This is a genomic window from Evansella cellulosilytica DSM 2522 (genome assembly GCF_000177235.2).
Lineage (GTDB): Bacteria > Bacillota > Bacilli > Bacillales > Salisediminibacteriaceae > Evansella > Evansella cellulosilytica.
In genome coordinates, this window is sequence record NC_014829.1 from 4,238,081 (window position 1) to 4,254,767 (window position 16,687).

Consider the following 16,687-nt stretch of genomic DNA (forward strand, 5'->3'; position numbering starts at 1 on the left):
AAGAATTCGCTCTATTCAAAGCGGATTCTTTTTCGTATAATGAGACCTATGGAAAAAATCAAAAATGACAAAGACGCACAATTTTATAAGGAACGCGCTGAGAAACTTGAGCTAGAAAAAGAAGAACTGGAAGCAAAGCTTAAATGGTATGAAGAACAATTTAGGTTAAGTCAGAAAAGACAATTTGGTGCTTCTAGTGAACAAACGACTGGACAACTTTCTCTATTCAATGAAATAGAAGATACATCAAATAAAGATGTAGAAGAGCCTACTATTGAAACTATTACATATAAGCGCAAAAAGAAAACAGGACAACGCGATCAGAAACTTGAAGATCTTCCAACTGAAACGATAGAATATCGTTTATCAGAAAAGGAACAAGTTTGTTCGTGTTGCGATGGAAATTTGCATGAAATGAGCACGGAAGTGCGCAGAGAAATAGAAATTGTACCCGCGCAGACTAAGGTTAAAAAGCATGTGCGTTATATTTATAGTTGTCGCCAATGTGAACGAAACGAATTAAAAACACCAATTCAGGTGGCTAAATCACCTCAACCTGTTTATCCTGGAAGTTTAGCTTCACCATCGGCGATTGCCTATTTGATGTCCCAAAAATATGTAGATGGTATGCCACTATATCGCCAAGAAAAAGCTTTGGAACGTCTTGGTTTATCTTTATCTAGACAGACCATGTCAAACTGGATGATTTATGGTGCAGAGAAATGGCTATCTGTTATCTTTGGTGAGATGTATCAATATCTTATCAAACAAGATGTGTTACATGCGGATGAAACGACACTACAGGTTTTATCTGAACCAGGACGAAAGAGTAGCTCAAATTCATATATGTGGATGTTTCGGACCGGCGTTACTCATCATCCTGTTGTCTTGTTTGATTACCAACAAACGCGTGCGAGTAAACATCCTAAGCAATTCCTAGAGAATTTCACTGGATATTTACATGTAGATGGTTATGCTGGATATCATGCCATTTCTAATGTGAGACTCGTAGGTTGTTGGGCACACGCTCGCCGAAATTTTAAAGGAGCATTAACCGCTCTTCCTGAAACTGCTAAAGCCTCAAGGCTTACTGCTCAGGAGGGCTTGAGCTTTTGCGATCAACTCTATAAAGTTGAGAGTCAACTTAAAGGTGTAGATTCAAGTGAACGCCATCAACAAAGGCAAAAACTGAGTCAACCTATCTTAAATGAGTTTTCTGACTGGTTAAAAGCTCAAACACCTAAGGTGTTACCAAAGAGTTCATTGGGGAAGGCTATTAAATACTGTCATTCACAGTGGGAAAAACTCGAGGCATTTCTTCTGGATGGACGATTAGAATTAGATAATAACCGTGCGGAAAGAGCAATAAAACCCTTTGTAATAGGGAGAAAGAATTGGTTGTTTAGCAACACTGCTAAAGGCGCAAGAAGTAGTGCCCTTATTTATAGTGTTGTAGAAACCGCAAAGGAGAATAACCTTAACCCTTATGCTTACTTAAAATATTTATTCGAAGAGCTTCCGAATATAGATCTAACGGATTCGGACACACTCAAGAAATATTTACCTTGGTCAGAAACAATTCCAGAGGGATGTCGTATACCAAGTAAGAAGTAACCCAATAGTAGCACGAGCCCAGGCCTAAATGATAGGTGTGGGCTATTTGACGCTTACAAAACAACTAAATTAAATTGTTCATAAATATTAGTGATAAGTGCCTGTGAAATTTGTCGAAATATTTTATATGATAAAACTAATCAATACCATAAATTGTACGATAATAGCAAAGCTATCTGAAAAGTAGTGACGCAAAACTAAAGGGGCTAAAACGTTGAGTCATGCCAGCCAGTTGCCGAATACATTATTAACCATCAACTAATAAAATTAGGAGGGCTTTTTATGGTAGAAGGTCCTTTTTCGATTGGAATGTTGTGGGGGACTGCACTCAGTATCCCATTATAGTTATCCATTTTTGGGTGGATTAAGCTAATTAGTATGTATATGTTATAACATTAATTTTAGATTGTTTTGAAACGTTATATTTCTAAAATAAATAAGCCCCCTTAACCTATGAAGATTAAGGGGCTAAGGCCGTCCTACTATTACAATTGCTTTCCATTTAGTCTACTTTTATTTAATAATGGTTCCATTCTGTGATCGGTGAAACGAAGAGAATTAATATTACTATCTTTCCAACACATCAGCTATCCGCTTACTAGCAAAACCATCACCGTATGGATTACTTGCGTGACTCATTTTTTCATACTCTTTTTTATCTTCGAGTAACATCTTAAAAGATTGGTAAATGACACCTCCATCAGTGCCAACCAACTTTAGCGTCCCAGCCGCTATACCTTCAGGGCGCTCTGTCGTGTCACGCATAACTAAAACCGGCTTACCTAGGCTTGGCGCTTCTTCTTGAATTCCACCGCTATCTGTCAGTATTAAATGTGACCTTGAAAGAAAGTTATGAAAATCCAGTACTTCTAGAGGCTCAATAATTCTAATTCTATCACATTCCCCTAAAATTTCATTTGCAGCTTCTCTTACTACCGGATTCATATGAATTGGATATATGGCCTTAATATCTGGTTGCTCATCAACTATTCTCTTGATTGCTCTAAACATATTTTTCATTGGCTCACCTAGATTTTCTCTTCTGTGTGCCGTTATCATAATAAGTCTGCTATCGCCTACCCAATCTAACTGTGCATGAGAATAACCTTCTTTAACCGTAGTGTTTAATGCATCAATAGCTGTATTACCAGTTACATAAATGGTAGAAGCATCTTTTCCTTCTTTTATTAAGTTTTCTTTTGACATATCTGTAGGTGCAAAGTTGTACTTAGCTACTATCCCAACAGCCTGTCTGTTAAACTCTTCAGGATATGGAGAATAAATATTATACGTTCTAAGTCCAGCCTCAACATGCCCAACAGGTATTTGTAAATAGAAGCATGCTAATGCTGTTACAAATGTTGTAGAAGTATCACCATGAACTAACACTACATCAGGTCGTACTTCTTCCAAAACTGATTTCATTTTTTCAAGTATCTTGACTGTTACATCAAATAAAGTCTGTTTTTCTTTCATAATTGAAAGGTTATAGTCTGGTACAACATTAAACGCATCTAAAACTTGATCTAACATTTCTCTATGCTGTCCTGTTACACAAACAACGGTATCTAATTTCTCTCGTGTTTTAAGCTCTTTAACTAAGGGACACATTTTAATTGCTTCTGGTCGCGTTCCGAAGACTACCATTACTTTTCTACTCATTTTATCTATCTCCTATACTTATTATTTAATAAGATTTCTCAAAAAAATAATAAAAGATAAAAAAGGAAAATATCATATCTTATTATGAAATTGAGCGGATATATCAATTGAGAGATTTTAATACCCTCAAATAATCTTTTGCCAATTTCTCTCTATCATAATTTTCCTTTAAATAATTAAATCCACTTTCACCAAAATCCCTCAATGCCTCTTCAAAATTACCGTCATTGTACAAATTAACAATTTCGTTAGAAAGGTATTTTATACAAGCTTCTTTTGAGTCCTTTGTAATTGTTATACCAGCATTTGCCTTTCTTATTATGTTACTAGTTTCTCCTTCAGGTCCCAAAAAAAGTATAGATTTCTTTCTAGCCATAATATGGAATATTTTTGATGGAATGGTATTTTGGAAAAACTCATTATTTCTTAAAGAAACCAGACATAAGTCAACCTTTTGATAGTATCGCTCCAATTTTTCAACATCCATACTGCCCAAGAGTGTAACATTCATTAACTGCTTTTCCTGTAAGAATTTTCTTAGTTTTTGCTTTTCAGCACCATCACCAATTATCAAAAATTCAACATCAAGGCTACCTATATTTAACGAGGTTAAAACATCAATTATATTTTGTAGATCTTGGGAAATTCCAAGAGTACCAAAATACCCAATAACAACTGTATTTTTTTCTTTTTTTTCAATAGATATATCTACAGAATTACTTATGACCATTCCATTTGGAATAACTTCTATTTTATTATCCACAATGCCAGCGCTTATAAGCTCTTTTTTGAACCCCTCGGTTACAGTTATTACTTTTTTGGCCTTTTTACAAAGAAACAGTTCCAAAAATTTAATAATTTTGTATCCAATTTTATTTCTACTTCCACCAGTAGCCAAAATTTGCTTATAGGTAATATCCCTTAACTCAATTACATACGGCTTTTTAGTCATAATAGAATACAAGTACCCTATAATTGGAGTAAAAATAGGGCCTGATGTAACTAATATAACATCAAACCCCTTACCTATTTTTTTGCTATTAAAAACTAAATTAAAGATTGTATAGAAAGGAAAACTCAAATAAGAAATAAGCCGGTTAATTATATTAGTATTAGGTCTTATACTAACTTTATTTCTGATTACATTTATATTATTTATTTTTTCACTTTCAATTAAACTAACCTTATAACCATCAAAGATTTTCCCTGTGGGAAAATTTGGGTATGAGGTTAAAACTACAACCTCTTCCTTAGCTTCAACCCAAACCTTTGCATTATCATACGCTCTAAAAGCTGCTGCTACCCTTTCCGGAGAAAAGAACTGAGTGATATAAAGTATTTTCATAATTCATCCTTTTACCATTGAATTTTCATTCACAAAATAATTATATAGTTGTTCACCATGCTTTATTCTAATAAGTTCACTATCAACTATTTCATAATCTAATAAACTTTCATCAGAAAGTATTACTTTCGTAACAAATATGTTGTTTTTATCAATGTTTTTACTAACATTAACCTTTTTAGCTTGCTTTTTTATACTAAACAATTCGGATATATTTACATTCTCTGTGATAAGTGGATAATTTGTTTCAAGCTCTACATTTGAGTTGTCAAAAATAATTGAATTTTGTTTACGTTTCTTGAAGTTTTCACCGCTATAGTAATTTAAAGATACACTATGTCGTTCATTTATTTTCCCATAAAGATTATCAATTATTAAAAAACCGTGTTTTTTAAAGTAGATTACAGTTCTATTGTGTATAATCTTATCCTTATCTAATACTTTTGTATAACCATCATGCTCAGCACTTATTATGGTAAACGTTTCATTGTCAGAGTATGTTAACATTTTAGATTTAGCTCTTTTAGCCACCCTAAATGCTTTCCATACTTGTGAACTAGATTTTTCATCAATAGTAACAGTATTATGAGCAGCTGTTGACCTATAATAATCTCTTTCACTAGAAATTTGATAAGTGTATGTCCCGGAATCTTCTAGAAATTTTTTATTACCAATAGTCAAAATAACATTTAATGAATCCGCATGTGCATGCGCTAAATTATAATCAGGTCCACAATCTCCACAATCGAATAAAAGGTATAAATCTCCTTCCTTTATGCGATCTTTTATAATGTAGTATCCACTATCTTTTAAGATTACATTTGTTTCATTAAAACCAAGATAAGGCTTTAGTCCGTTAAATACTTTTAACCCCTGTTCTCCAAATAGCTTGTAATTATAAATACTTATAGTGCTTCCACTATACTTTATATATTTTGGATCATTGAACAATATGGCTGCACTCTCTAATAAATCATTTGCCTTTATCGGGTAATCCAGTGTTGAATCATTTAATAACGGAATTTCCCCATTTGGCATAATAATATTGTATAGACTCACAAACATTCCATTAAGTTTACCTTTAATTTCATTTGCCTCGTCAATATATTCATTCCTTAGTAACACAAGATAGACTGTTACGTAATGTTCAAGTACCTCAACATGATAAGATGTTGTTCTTTCGTAATGAAAATCATCCCTCATTACTTGTTCTTCGTATTCAGTTCTTAAAATAAATAGTCCCTTTGAAACAGCCTCTTTATCCTCTAAAAATACCCCGCCTATTACCAAACCTTTCCCATCCATAATTAAATGGTTTGCCCTTAGGTAATATTCAGGATTTTCTTTTAAATACTGTAATTTAGTATGGAGCGATCTTAAATATTTCTCATTTATTTCAAAGTCCGTATATTTACTTATAAAATCAAAGTATAGTATCCAGTTAATAAGCCTTTTCGAAACAACGTAAGGATCCCATAAATTTGGATCATACACATCTATATTTTGAGTGATCCAGTCATCAATAAGTGAAAGACCCTTCTCTAGATACATTACATCTTTTTTAGTAGTATATGCAGTTATGAGATCCTGTAAATAGTCAAAATAATTCAGATTGAAATTCCATAACCTGTAGTTGAAAGGATTAGATTTCCAGTCTACATTATTTACAAATTGATGTTCATAAATATTTAAAAAGCAAAATTTATTTTTAACAATATTATTTGCTTTTAATATGTCATTCTCATTAGAGCAGATATTATAATCTGAGTGGTAACTTTTAAATTGAATAGTATAAGTTTTTTTATTTATTTGTTTTATTCTTTTTCGTATTCTTTTAAAAACCTCATATTTTATTCGGTTATAAAAATGGGCAAAATTCATATGCTTTAAAGTATTATACATATATCGTATTTTTTTCATAATTACCTCTAAAGACTTTCAATTAAGTTTTTGTGATCTTGTAATCCAATTACAAGGCTTTCATCAACACCTGTATTGTTAAAGGCACGTAAATATTCTTCAGGAGTAATCTGACTAATTACCTTAACTGCTTCTTCAATGTCGAAGAAATCTATTTCCCAACCAGCACCAAGTGCAGCTACTCTTTTAGCTACACCAGTTCCTTTATGAGCTATCATAGGTTTTCTATAATACAAAGATTCATAGAGCCGATTAGGCAAAGCCCATTTAACATTATCACTATTACTGCCTACATTTCCTACCAAGGTGGCGTGATGGAACAAACAAATACCAAATACCGTTTTCGCGTCCTCCTCAGCTTTCGTAATGTTAGAAATTTGTGCGCCTTCTTGAATGATTGCATTGATTATCTGACGTATGATGACATTTTAGATGTTCTCGGTGTGAACGTAAGAAGAGCGCGCTGCGATATCGAGTGAGTTACGCGCACATTTAGCGCTTGAAGGCAATGACTCTGTTGCTGCTGCAGAAGAGGATAATGAAGATAACGAAGGATAAAATTGTTTGAGCCGATCCGTTGTGTAACGGATCGGTTTTTTGTGCTTCAGTACGTTGATTTGTATGGTAATTCTTGAGTGAGTTTCCACAATTTAGACGAGTTTCTTCTATTATATTGTTTTCTCATCAAAGCGCTTTCATTTTTTGTGTGATTCCTCGATTGATAGGTGTGAATTGGTTATGATTGTTACGCATGATTCTAGTTGAGTTTGGCATGATTTTGTCCGAGTTTCACATGATTTTTCAAATGACTGGTAATTGTCATTCTCTCTTTCCATGCCCCGTAAGGGGGATCCTTAATTCGATCTCCTTACGTCTAAAAAAACTTTTTTTTATATGTTTTGATGTCCTTGCATGATTTTCACTAAGATAACTCCTTTTTACTGATAAATATCCTTTCATGGTATGATTATTTCTTACGAATCAATGCTCATATACGACATTAACAAAGGAGTTTTACAATGAGAACTACATATATTTCTATTCTAGCTATCATTTTACTATCATCTGTTCTACTAGGATGTAGTCAATCAAGTGCCGGTCAAGGGGATAAACGTCCTGATGATGTACGGGAGGAATTATGGTATCAGATGAGTGATTATATCATCGCAGTAAACCACTACTTTGAATTTGCCATCCCTCATTCTAGAGAAGGAAATTTTATTTTTAACAGTGAGGATGAAGATGCAATAACTATTTTTTTCAATGTTGATTATCCTCGTTTTCAAATGGATTTTAATTAGGCAGAATTAGAACTCATTCAACAGGTCACTGATTTAAGTAAAGACATACTAGATACCCTCGCCGTCTTTGAAGCAGTGCCTATCGAAATGGAAGAAGAATTTAATGAGCAATATAATGACATTGCTGCCACATTCGGGATTACACGTGAAATTGAGGATGAAGTATTGGAAAGAATGTATGAACAATATATAGATTAAATTGTGTATTGGGTGCTCTACTTAACTCATTCGAATTTCCAAAATAATGCACGCTTTTTATTGTTAAACGAGCAATCTATCATTGCTTCGTAGGAATAGACCTGTTACAAATCCTAATACGGCTAGCTATTTTGGTGAGTTTTATGTGGATGTTCATACCGGGGTGATCATAAATGAATGGGGCGAGACGGCGGATTGGTAGGTTGGTTCGGTGAGTTGCGCGATTTCGCTTGAGTTTCGTGCGATTTTGTCCGAGTTCGAAGCGATTTTGTCGGAGTTTCGTGCGATTTTGTCCGAGTTCCAAGCGATTTCGCTCGAGTTACAAGCGATTTGCCAATTAAATGGTAATCGACAATCTAAGAGGGCTTCTTAGAGGGGCTTTCTAAGATTTTCGGCACTTTTGTTTTATCGCAGATAAGTAGGAGACTCAACACGTTGATTGAGTCTCCCACTTTTTTATTTAACTACTTCATTCAATTCATTCATTAGTTGGCGCCACTCAGGATTGCGCGCGTCATAAAGTTCTTCTGTAGGAATATCGATATAATTTTCCATAATGTTTTTCCATTCCACTAATATTCTTTTTATTTCTTTAATTTGTTCCATTTCACTATCGTTTAATGGATACTGAGTAGCCGTTGACTCTTGATAAGGCTCAAGCAAATCATAGAAGTCATCAAATACATCCCTCTTTGCGCTCCAATCATGATCTTCTCTTGCTGCCGCAGCCAAAGACATACCAATGTTATTCAAGTCGATAAACATATTTCTAAAGTCGAATGCATTCCTATATAGGATAAGAGCGTTCATTCCTGATAATTCATTCGTTTCTATTGTCTCGTCAAGCCTACCATTCAGATCGTTCATATCATGGTAAACAAGATTGATTAATAAATCTAAATTCTGAGCTAACATTTCGTTCGGATATGTTACAAACCCTTTGAATTCTGGGTTCTCTATGATTTCTTCGATTGAAACTTCAGCTTCTACTTTTTCTAGGCTATTATTTTGGGATTGTAATATTCCTATCCAAATACCTGCTCCTAAAACTAAAACTGTGATAATTGCTAACAATATATTTTTCATCTTAGCCTCCTACCCTAGTACATAACTCCTTTTTTTACATAGTTTACCATATTGATGATTGCTTATGGTTGGTGTGGGTGATTCTTACTGGGGTTTTGTGTGATTTACCTATGGTTTAGGGTGTTTTGATTTCTTATGAGTTTTGTATGATTTGGCTTGAGTTTCGTGTGATTTTGTTCGAGTTCCACGCTATTTTGTCCAAGTTCCAAGCGATTCCGCCCGAGTTTCGCGCTATTTGCCAATTAAATGGTAATAAACAATCTAAGGGGGGGCTTCTTAGAGGGCGGGGTGATTCATACTGAGTATTGCATGATTTCGCTCGTAAACATGATTTACCAAATGAATGGTAAATAGCTATTTAGGGGTGCTACTTAGAGGGGATTGCAAACAATATGAGACTCAATAGGTAAAAATCAACCTATTGAGTCTCGTATGGAAAGTCGTAAAAGTCTTCTTCGAGTTCGGTGGTGGTGCCGGTTACTGGATCGATCGCGATAAAGATGTGGTTGTCGTCAGTGATGACTTCATAGTAGTAGTGATAGTCGATGACAAACCATGATGAGCTGCTATCGACAGGGACATTTTCATAGTCATGGGCGACAATTTCGGCGTTTTCCCCATGGATGTCATAAATGATGTCCTTCGCTCCCTCATACGTGTATGCTGGCAATGATGCGATGAATAGGATTGGTAAAAGGATGAGTCCGGCAATGTTTGCAACGATGAGACTTCTTTTTTTACCGAATTTCCTAATAAGAAGAATGAGGGTGACTTGGACGATGGTAAAGATTATGAACGTCCATCCTTTTAAAAGGCCTATGTACATGACAACGTTCACGAGGTTGATCACGAGTAATTGTATGAATAGTATCGCTAAAAATAAAAGTGCTATGTTTTTATTAGACATATTAAACTCCTCTCATTTGCTACATATTATACGTGAGATTAGCTACGAATGCTAATGCGGCTAACAGGGACGGACCTCGTTAGCTTTTTTACGTCATGCAGTTGTGTTGCGCATTGAATTAAATTATTACAACGGAGATTTACTAATTCCAAAACTTACATAATAGTATTTTTAACGCAAATATATATGTTTTCAACTTAAATTGTGCATCATATTACCACAATTGAAAAGCTAGGAGGGATTGAGATGTTTCCTGATTATAAGAATAGGCTGTTATCGCTAATATGGATGGGTGTGGGGAGCGCGTTATTAACAACTATTTTTAGTTCTGTCATCATTGGTTATATCGTGAACATGAATAAGCAGATAAAGCAGTTGCGTACATAAAGGCTTGATTGAATCTGCGCATACGAAGGGTGGATTCAGAGGAAATCATTTCTATTTGCTTCACCCTTTCTTTATTCCAAATGTTACATCATGTTGTATGTATGTTTGGTTGCATGATTTATTTAGTGGTCAGACATCCTAGTAATGGAGGTGTTGTAAGTGAAGGAAAGATGGATTTTAAGAGGACTTTTTGTTTTTGGACTTATTCTTATACCTATTGTGTATCGAAAGCAGCCGATTAAAGATTGGATTTTAGTTTTTCTTATTAAATGCTTTTATTCCTGGTTTATTGATTCTTTTGTTGTAGCGTCTAAACAAATATCTTACCCGGTGCGGATATTACCTCATATTTTTAAAATTCATGTGCTTTTTGATGTGTTTTTGTTTCCGCTTGCTTGTGTGATGTATAACCAATTAACTTATAGAAATAATACTTTTCTTGACATTGTTATAAAGGTATTTCTCTTCAGTGTTCCAATTACTTTAATAGAGGTGTGGGCTGAGAGAAAAACAAAATTAATTAAATTCCGAAAAAATTGGAGTGCTTGGATATCATTTGCTACGCTTACCCTTTCGTTCTGGCTAGTAAGAGCAACAATGGGAGCAATTAGAATGTGGAATGATCGTAATGTACACAATTCTGTTGAGGAAGTTTGATTTTGAATATTTGTAGTTTGCGTTTTAAATTTTAAACAAACGTTTATTTAGACTTGAGTGTTCTTTCTAAATAAACGTTTGTTTAGTTTTAGACAGAATATTAGTTCCCTTTATTAAAATTATTTTATATTTTTTGCAAAAGAGTGAAAAATATATAAACGAAAGGGGGCATTAGGAATGACCAGTACTAGTCACATTCCTTTGTCGTCATCAGAACTAAATAATGTCTGGATGACGTATCAGAAGAAAACGTTAATCGTTCGCTTTTTAGAGCATTTCCAAGAGCATGTGGAGGATGCTGAAGCGAAACAAATATTAAAAGAGTATTACGATATTTCCTCAAAGGTAGTAACGGATTTGGAGAATATTTTTAGACAGGAAGGAGCTGCAGTTCCTCTTGGATTCACTGACAATGACGTCATAAAAGGAACGCCTAAGCTATTCGATTTTCATTATGATATGATGTTTGCTCGTCTTATGACGAAAATTAGTATTGGCTTATATGGACTTTATTCTACGATGTCATATCGCAAGGATATTCGGGACCTCTATAAGCAGTTAACTTTTGATGGTCAAAGTATTTACGATAAATGTACTGGTTTTTTATTAGATAAAGGGATTCTCTCTCGTCCCCCTTATGTCTCTATGCCGAAGGGGTATCCTTTCGTCCAAGATCAAGATTATTTATCAGGATACCATTTACTTAAAGAAACACGTTCGTTAAACACGACGGAGGTATCTCTCCTCCACCATGCTATTGAAACGAACTTAACAGGGATGCAGTTGATGATTGGTTTTGCGCAAAGTGCTCGTAACGAGGAAGTCAAAAAATATTTTGTAAAAGGGATGGAATTATCAAAGGAAGTGGAGACAACGCTTGGTGATTTTCTCCGCAAAGATTTTATCGAGCCACCTGCGACACATGCTGGCAAAGTAACAGCATCTAAAGTTCCACCTTTTTCAGATAAAATGATGATGTATATCACCAACTTATTAAGCACTTTTGGGCTTGGCAGTAATGCGCTTGGAGGCGCATTTAGCTTGCGGAGTGATTTACCGATAACGATGGCTCAAATTGGACAAAAAATATATTTCTTTGCAAAAGAAGGTGGAGAAATTATGATAAAAAACAGGTGGTTAGAAGAGCCTCCAAAAGTGGAAGACCGCAGAAAGTTAACACGTTAATAGTAGTTTCAGATTGGTTATGTAGTTTTTTGCGGGTATTGTTAAAATAGACTTACAGCGAGTCGGCGCTTTATCGTATACATATACGTCCGACTCGATAGCTATAATATCATTTTCCGTTTTTCTTGAGGTAAGTTGTTTTTTAAAAGTGTTCTTAATACGCCTATGTCTTCTTCAGAAGTAAAAAATCTTTTTGGTATGACGTGTGCCTGGTTTTTTGAGATGTAGAGTCTGAACATTGCCGGATGCTCGTGTGCTTTGAGGATGTCACTCCACTCCACTGTTACGTTTGAACGGTTTGTTAATTGCGTGATTCCTTCGTCTGAAATGTCGTATGTGATTTCCCTTTTTATAAACTTTGCTGTTTTAAACTCGTTACGTACGCGTAATAGTATTAGCGATCTTAAAAGAAGTGTTCCGAACGTAGCGAAAACGACAGCTAGAAATAATAACATTGGTAACCTGAAGACGAGGCTCGTTTCAGAAAGTGGCTGATTAAAAAGTAATCCTGTTAGTAAACTTGCAATGACAAAGAATGATATATATGTATTCCGTTGGTGAAGTTCATTGTATTTTTTGAAGTCTTCGTAGGTTAATGCCCCAGTTACTTTTAGTCGATTAGTCATATGATTTCCCTCCCGTAGAGGTTATCGTAACATATCATGGCGATGACTTCATTGAATAAGAAACGCAGCTCTTTAAATAACGTTTGTCCCTCTTGATGGGTCACTCGATTTCATGAGCTGCGTTTATTTATGTGTTAGTGCTTCACTACATTTCCCCCTAATGTAATGGTTTAGATGAAAGCTTGTCGCGGTCTGCTGCAGTTGGTGGTTCTTCTAGCCAACCATATTTAATGGTTAAGTTCGTGCCTTCATTCGCAAATTTAGCTACCTTTCCTGATAGTGCACCAAATTGTAAGTGAATATCGTGTCTTAAAATATTGGATACTGCAATTCCAAAGTTTTCTATTCCTGCCGCAATGGCTAATGCTGTGTGGAATAGCATTAGCTTATCTGAAAATGGTGCTTCGGTTGCATCTGTAATGTGTGCATCCATTAGCTTTGGCGCAGGAAGATCTTCATTTACTAGCAGCTTTTCTAGTTCTAAAAGTGTTTCTTGAGAGAGTTCTGCTCCCTTTCGGAAATAGCTTCTTAGTTCATCCATCGTCGTTGTTTGGCTAAATGCTAGTTGAAGTGCTTTTCCTAATATATTTGTATTCATGTTAAGTTGCAGATGTTTTATTTCGAGCGCAGTTAATGGTCTCGTTTTTCCTGTAATCACTGAAATAAAAGACTCTTTGTCAACGAAATCTCGTTTTTTAGGATAGGGAATCGTTGGTGGTGTAATGTCTAATCCTTTTTCACTTAGCAGGGTAATGCCTTTTTTATATGTAGCAATCGAGTCCTGCATACACATGTCAAAGTAGTCAATGATGTCGTGGCGCGATGCTGCAGCAATGGCATTTCCGTAGGAGATCATCGCTGCTTTCGACATTTCTGTCGTATAAAATACCATAAATGTGTCACTAAATAAACGTGGTGCCCCATTCCTAACATCACTTTCACCAAAAGCGACTGGAACCGGAATCCCTTCACTTTGATAGATTTGCTCAATAGCTTTCGTATGTTTTTGCGATACTTCATTAGCAAATGTAATGAACTGTTTTACGTCTTCATCTTCTACAACTTCAAGAAAGTGCTCAAACATACAAGAAAACAAGCTGTCACCTAAATAATTTGTAAAAAGGTCACCAATTTCAGCAGCAGAAAGCTTCTTATTTTGCTGGTGCTCCTTTACATGCATGATGGTTTCTTCATTATGAGATGAATGTTGTTTATCCATTTTTTCCTCCTCGAATGCTTTTCGAAGTTTAGTGTTTGTAAATTCTAAAAATATATTAGTGCTACTAAATATTTTTTAGGAAATATTTCGTGGGTAGATGAGCGTGACTTTTTTATACTCTTGGGCGTGAGTTTGTTGAAAGTGATAGACTGCGTAGTTATTTTGCACTAATCTATATAGGAATGGACAATACTAGGAGGGACAGACATGAGAGTAACAGCCATTATTCTTTATATTTTTACGGTTATTTTTATTTGGGTAGGTTTTGATAAGATTAGAAACTATGAGAATCCAGATTCGTATTTTAGGGATTCAGTCAACGCGTATGTTGGTGGCGATGCGTACAATTATATTATTAATGCTAACTATGCAACGGCTTATTTTGTACTAGGAGCGCTTTTTGCTATTGTCGGTACTTTGTTTTTAGTCGGGGGTATTATTAAAAATACGATCGAGGAAGCGAGTATGAATAACATGGTGCGAACGAGGTCTGTGGCTAGGGAAGAAAGTGTGCCGGATTTTAGTTCGAATGAGAGATGATTTGTGGGGTGTAGTCGTTTTTTTTGTGTTATGTGCAATTTTGGGAGAGTTACGCGCGATTCGAGGCTAGTTAAGAGCGATTTAGTCTTAGTTACGTGCGATTTCAGCAGAGTTACGAGCGATTTACCATTATACTGGAAAAAGATGACACAATAAAGTGTGTTCATTCACAACTAAAAGGACTTAGTTTTGTACTTGGGGCACTTTTTGCTATTTGTCGGTACTTTGTTTTTAGTTGGGGGTATTATGTGGGGCGACTACACTGGGTTGTAGTCGTTTTTTTGTGTTATGTGCAATTTGGGGAGAGTTACGAGCGATTCGAGGCTAGTTACGGGCGATTTAGTCTTAGTTACGCGCGATTTCAGCAGAGTTACGAGCGATTTACCATTTCACTGGTAAAAGACGACACAATATGGTGCGTTCATTCACAACTAAAAGGACTTAGTTTTGTACTAGGAGCGCTTTTTGCTATTGTCGGTACTTTGTTTAGTCAAGTCCTTACTTATGTGTAAAAGTAAAATACAATGTTTTAACCTGTATATAATAAATTCTACCGAAGGTAGAATGGGTCTTTTAGGTTTTGAACTTTCAGGGGTTGCCCCCCGAGGGGGGCAAAAATTTTCCAATTAATTCTATATTTTTTATTTCACTTTTTCTTCCATGTTTAAAAAGACATTTCTGGCGTTCGCATATGTCTGGTCAATATCCATTAAAATCGCCCCTATTAATCTAGTAGCAGAGGCTAAATTAGGAAAAATTTTAATTGTTTTTCCCTTTTGCGAACTTCTTGGTTCAGTCGTTCAATACTGTTACTAGTACGTAAGCGAATATGGTGATGCGCAGGATACTGGTAGTATTGGGTTGTATCATCAAAAGCTTCATCTAATAGCGCCATGGCTGATTCATACTTTTTTTCTTCACCATAAGCATCTATCAGTTTATTTTTACGTTCTCTTGCCTGATCGAGCGTAGGGGCGTCAAAGATATCCTTGATTTGTGCCTTCATTTCTTTGGATCCTTTTTTAGGTAACAACCCTACCACATTGCGGGACAAATGAAAATAACAGCGTTGCCACGACGTTCCAGCAAAACTAGACCTGATTGAAGAAACAAGCCCAGCGTGGGCATCAGATATCACAAGCTGAGGTCTCTGAAGGCCTCTGGCCTTTAACTCGTCGAAGAACTCAGTCCACGTATCTTTGGATTCACCATTTGAAATTTTCATACCTAGTACTTCTCTCTTACCGGCAGAAGAGACACCAGTAGCGATGTGCAGCGCTTTGGAGACGACTCTATCGCCTTCTCTGACTTTGATATACATGGCATCGGCATAGACATAAGGGAAGTGTTGAGTATTTAATGGACTGTTCCGCCATTTCTCCACCACTGGATCCAACTCTTTCATCAGTTCAGAAACAAGAGATTTGGAGACTTTTTTCCCACAGAAGTGATGGACGACTTTCTGAACATTTCTCGTTGAAACTCCATTTACAACCATCTCAATCATAGCAATCATAAATGCCTGGTCAATACGCTCGTATTTCTTAAATACTGATGGACTGAATTCCCCATCTCGCGTTCTTGGAACATCTAATAGGAGCGTTCCAGCAGAAGTCATTAGTGAACGACTATATGAGCCATTTCGATAACCCTTACGTTCTGAAGAACGTTCATATGAATTAGCCTGTATATGTTCCTCCTGTTCTTTCTTCATGAGTTCATTAAGCGCTAATGTAGCTGAAGCTTTCACGGTAGCTTCAAGTGTACTTTCCTGAATTTTTTCTTTAAGATCTGCTAAATCTAATGTAAAATTGATTTGAGTCACTATCATTACCTCCCTGTTTGTTTTTTTGGTCGAAAACATTGTAACATGGGGTACTTGATAGTGGCCCTTTTCTTTTTACACAATTATATGGACTTAATCCTTTGTTTTTAGTCGGGGGTATTATGTGGGGCGACTACACTGGGTTGTAGTCGTTTTTTTGTGTTATGTGCAATTTTGGGAGAGTTACGCGCGATTCGAGGCTAGTTACGAGCGAT

The 16,687-nt window shown here is 35.6% G+C and carries 14 protein-coding genes, 1 pseudogene and 1 riboswitch; of the genes and pseudogenes, 6 read left to right on the forward strand and 9 right to left on the reverse strand.

What is annotated here, in order from left to right; genetic code table 11:
• The first annotated feature begins 39 nt into the window (after nt 1-39).
• Nucleotides 40-1,614: an IS66 family transposase gene (gene tnpC, locus BCELL_RS19295; protein WP_013490471.1), complete on the forward strand. Its 1,575-nt coding sequence runs from the start codon at nt 40-42 to the stop codon at nt 1,612-1,614.
• A 155-nt stretch (nt 1,615-1,769) separates the two neighbouring features.
• Nucleotides 1,770-1,854: riboswitch (cyclic di-GMP riboswitch) on the forward strand.
• A gap of 327 nt (nt 1,855-2,181) precedes the next feature.
• Here the strand turns inward: tnpC and wecB are convergent.
• The 4 genes from wecB to BCELL_RS19315 all read right to left on the reverse strand — a co-directional run bounded on the left by wecB (nt 2,182) and on the right by BCELL_RS19315 (nt 6,759).
• Nucleotides 2,182-3,276 (reverse strand): non-hydrolyzing UDP-N-acetylglucosamine 2-epimerase, encoded by a 1,095-nt coding sequence (wecB, locus tag BCELL_RS19300; RefSeq protein WP_013490472.1) that lies wholly within the window; start codon nt 3,274-3,276, stop codon nt 2,182-2,184.
• Between the two features lie 103 nt (nt 3,277-3,379).
• Nucleotides 3,380-4,621 carry a glycosyltransferase family 4 protein gene (locus BCELL_RS19305; RefSeq protein ID WP_013490473.1) on the reverse strand — a complete coding sequence of 414 codons (1,242 nt, stop codon included), beginning with the start codon at nt 4,619-4,621 and terminating at the stop codon, nt 3,380-3,382.
• A gap of 3 nt (nt 4,622-4,624) precedes the next feature.
• Entirely contained in the window at nt 4,625-6,541 is a 1,917-nt protein-coding gene (locus BCELL_RS19310) for an alginate lyase family protein (RefSeq protein WP_013490474.1), read from the reverse strand.
• Nucleotides 6,542-6,549: 8 nt separating this feature from the next.
• Entirely contained in the window at nt 6,550-6,759 is a 210-nt protein-coding gene (locus tag BCELL_RS19315; RefSeq protein ID WP_157184228.1) for a hypothetical protein, read from the reverse strand.
• 801 nt (nt 6,760-7,560) lie between these two features.
• Here BCELL_RS19315 and BCELL_RS19320 point away from each other — a divergent pair.
• Nucleotides 7,561-7,842, forward strand: a complete 282-nt coding sequence (locus BCELL_RS19320; protein ID WP_013490475.1) for a hypothetical protein — start codon at nt 7,561-7,563, stop codon at nt 7,840-7,842.
• A gap of 654 nt (nt 7,843-8,496) precedes the next feature.
• Here the strand turns inward: BCELL_RS19320 and BCELL_RS19325 are convergent.
• Together BCELL_RS19325 and BCELL_RS19330 are read right to left on the reverse strand one after the other, a co-directional pair.
• Nucleotides 8,497-9,126, reverse strand: coding sequence for a hypothetical protein (locus tag BCELL_RS19325; protein WP_013490476.1), 630 nt, complete (start codon nt 9,124-9,126; stop codon nt 8,497-8,499).
• Between the two features lie 418 nt (nt 9,127-9,544).
• Nucleotides 9,545-10,033 (reverse strand): hypothetical protein, encoded by a 489-nt coding sequence (locus tag BCELL_RS19330; protein WP_013490477.1) that lies wholly within the window; start codon nt 10,031-10,033, stop codon nt 9,545-9,547.
• A gap of 246 nt (nt 10,034-10,279) precedes the next feature.
• On the opposite strand from BCELL_RS19330, the gene BCELL_RS22725 reads away from it, so the two are divergent.
• From BCELL_RS22725 to BCELL_RS19340, 3 genes are all read left to right on the forward strand, one after another.
• On the forward strand, nt 10,280-10,420 hold the full coding sequence (locus BCELL_RS22725; RefSeq protein ID WP_157184229.1) for a hypothetical protein: 141 nt from the start codon (nt 10,280-10,282) through the stop codon (nt 10,418-10,420).
• A 159-nt stretch (nt 10,421-10,579) separates the two neighbouring features.
• Nucleotides 10,580-11,077, forward strand: a complete 498-nt coding sequence (locus BCELL_RS19335) for a CBO0543 family protein (RefSeq protein ID WP_013490478.1) — start codon at nt 10,580-10,582, stop codon at nt 11,075-11,077.
• 177 nt (nt 11,078-11,254) lie between these two features.
• Nucleotides 11,255-12,262, forward strand: coding sequence for a DUF3231 family protein (locus tag BCELL_RS19340; RefSeq protein WP_013490479.1), 1,008 nt, complete (start codon nt 11,255-11,257; stop codon nt 12,260-12,262).
• Nucleotides 12,263-12,363: 101 nt separating this feature from the next.
• Here the strand turns inward: BCELL_RS19340 and BCELL_RS19345 are convergent, their stop codons facing one another.
• Both BCELL_RS19345 and BCELL_RS19350 read right to left on the reverse strand, forming a co-directional pair.
• Nucleotides 12,364-12,888: a YcxB family protein gene (locus BCELL_RS19345; RefSeq protein ID WP_013490480.1), complete on the reverse strand. Its 525-nt coding sequence runs from the start codon at nt 12,886-12,888 to the stop codon at nt 12,364-12,366.
• Nucleotides 12,889-13,045: 157 nt separating this feature from the next.
• A complete protein-coding gene (locus tag BCELL_RS19350) occupies nt 13,046-14,107 on the reverse strand; it encodes a DUF3231 family protein (protein ID WP_013490481.1) in 1,062 nt (353 codons plus the stop codon).
• Between the two features lie 207 nt (nt 14,108-14,314).
• On the opposite strand from BCELL_RS19350, the gene BCELL_RS19355 reads away from it, so the two are divergent.
• Nucleotides 14,315-14,647: a hypothetical protein gene (locus tag BCELL_RS19355; protein ID WP_013490482.1), complete on the forward strand. Its 333-nt coding sequence runs from the start codon at nt 14,315-14,317 to the stop codon at nt 14,645-14,647.
• 641 nt (nt 14,648-15,288) lie between these two features.
• Here the strand turns inward: BCELL_RS19355 and BCELL_RS19365 are convergent.
• Nucleotides 15,289-16,472, reverse strand: a pseudogene (locus BCELL_RS19365) (IS256 family transposase).
• Nucleotides 16,473-16,687 lie beyond the last annotated feature (215 nt).

What these genes read in the sequence shown, in the direction of transcription:
- tnpC (WP_013490471.1), top strand. Translation starts at nt 40, where the DNA reads ATGAGACCTATGGAAAAAATCAAAAATGACAAAGACGCACAATTTTAT.
- wecB (WP_013490472.1), bottom strand. Translation starts at nt 3,276, where the DNA reads ATGAGTAGAAAAGTAATGGTAGTCTTCGGAACGCGACCAGAAGCAATT.
- BCELL_RS19305 (WP_013490473.1), bottom strand. Translation starts at nt 4,621, where the DNA reads ATGAAAATACTTTATATCACTCAGTTCTTTTCTCCGGAAAGGGTAGCA.
- BCELL_RS19310 (WP_013490474.1), bottom strand. Translation starts at nt 6,541, where the DNA reads ATGAAAAAAATACGATATATGTATAATACTTTAAAGCATATGAATTTT.
- BCELL_RS19315 (WP_157184228.1), bottom strand. Translation starts at nt 6,759, where the DNA reads ATGATAGCTCATAAAGGAACTGGTGTAGCTAAAAGAGTAGCTGCACTT.
- BCELL_RS19320 (WP_013490475.1), top strand. Translation starts at nt 7,561, where the DNA reads ATGAGAACTACATATATTTCTATTCTAGCTATCATTTTACTATCATCT.
- BCELL_RS19325 (WP_013490476.1), bottom strand. Translation starts at nt 9,126, where the DNA reads ATGAAAAATATATTGTTAGCAATTATCACAGTTTTAGTTTTAGGAGCA.
- BCELL_RS19330 (WP_013490477.1), bottom strand. Translation starts at nt 10,033, where the DNA reads ATGTCTAATAAAAACATAGCACTTTTATTTTTAGCGATACTATTCATA.
- BCELL_RS22725 (WP_157184229.1), top strand. Translation starts at nt 10,280, where the DNA reads ATGTTTCCTGATTATAAGAATAGGCTGTTATCGCTAATATGGATGGGT.
- BCELL_RS19340 (WP_013490479.1), top strand. Translation starts at nt 11,255, where the DNA reads ATGACCAGTACTAGTCACATTCCTTTGTCGTCATCAGAACTAAATAAT.
- BCELL_RS19345 (WP_013490480.1), bottom strand. Translation starts at nt 12,888, where the DNA reads ATGACTAATCGACTAAAAGTAACTGGGGCATTAACCTACGAAGACTTC.
- BCELL_RS19350 (WP_013490481.1), bottom strand. Translation starts at nt 14,107, where the DNA reads ATGGATAAACAACATTCATCTCATAATGAAGAAACCATCATGCATGTA.
- BCELL_RS19355 (WP_013490482.1), top strand. Translation starts at nt 14,315, where the DNA reads ATGAGAGTAACAGCCATTATTCTTTATATTTTTACGGTTATTTTTATT.